Below are 1009 nucleotides of genomic sequence, written 5' to 3'. Positions count from 1 at the left end.
TTTGGAAATACAATTCAACAAATTTCTACAGGTGGGCCATTAGGAAATCAAATAAATGCAATATATTTATCTGGATATTCAAATAATGTTGGATTTGTTTATATTGGAAAAAGTGTACCAAATCAACCAGTAATTGCAGAATCTTCAACAATAGACCTAGGAAATCAAGCTGGAGGATTAGGAGCTAATAACGGTATGGCGGGAATTGCAGATAATACAAATACATCTTCTATAAATGCAATTGGAGTAACTATGGGATATAGTAACACATATTTTTCTCAATCATATTATATAAATGGCAGAGTAACTAATGATTTAAATCAACAAGGTAGTGCAGTTTCACAGTGGGTTTATGCATGGGTTTATTATTACGGATCTTCAGCTAGTTCATGGTATGGATGTATAGCTCCACAATTCTATAGTTCTGCCGGCGGATATTGTGGAACAGTTAATAATAACCCACTTTCTAGTTCTACACAATTATATTTAAGTGCTATTGGTTCTGTTAGCTCAGGCTTTTGGTGGCAAACAGCTTGGAATTTCATGAGAATGAGGACTTATCCGCCTAACGGCGTAATGCCGTCTAACACAAATCCTCAATTAACTGCAATTTATAGTTAGTGATCTAGAATGTCTTCTAATCTAGTTACTACTAGTTCATCAACTCAATCATTAACTCAATCATCAAATCAATATTCATATCCAATATCAACTTGTTATCCAATTACTTCATTTAGTAAATTACTGAATAAAATAGCGAAACAATCTTTAATTTCTTCACAACTTTGGAATGAAATAGTTCAAGATCTTTATACTGCATACTCAGTTTACAAATATATCAATACTTCATTTCAATATCTATTACAATATCAATTTTCATATGGAAATATATATACTCTTTATGATTTATTTAAAGATATGTATTTTTATATTTCAAATTTAAAGCCATATCCATTTATTCCATTAATTCAAGCTAGACCTGGACTGCCTTTAACTATAGAATATATGA

At 30.7% G+C, this 1009-nt stretch carries 2 protein-coding genes; both read left to right on the top strand.

What is annotated here, in order from left to right:
- Positions 1–621: hypothetical protein (locus ABD011_RS15710; protein WP_343799784.1), on the top strand; the 621-nt coding region annotated here is incomplete at its 5' end.
- A gap of 9 nt (positions 622–630) precedes the next feature.
- The coding region (locus ABD011_RS15705) for a hypothetical protein (RefSeq protein WP_343799782.1) at positions 631–1009 on the top strand (379 nt) is incomplete at its 3' end.

The sequence above is a fragment of the Gaetbulibacter jejuensis genome (assembly GCF_039524015.1).
GTDB lineage: Bacteria > Bacteroidota > Bacteroidia > Flavobacteriales > Flavobacteriaceae > Gaetbulibacter_B > Gaetbulibacter_B jejuensis.
This window is presented reverse-complemented; position numbering and strand designations above follow the sequence as displayed.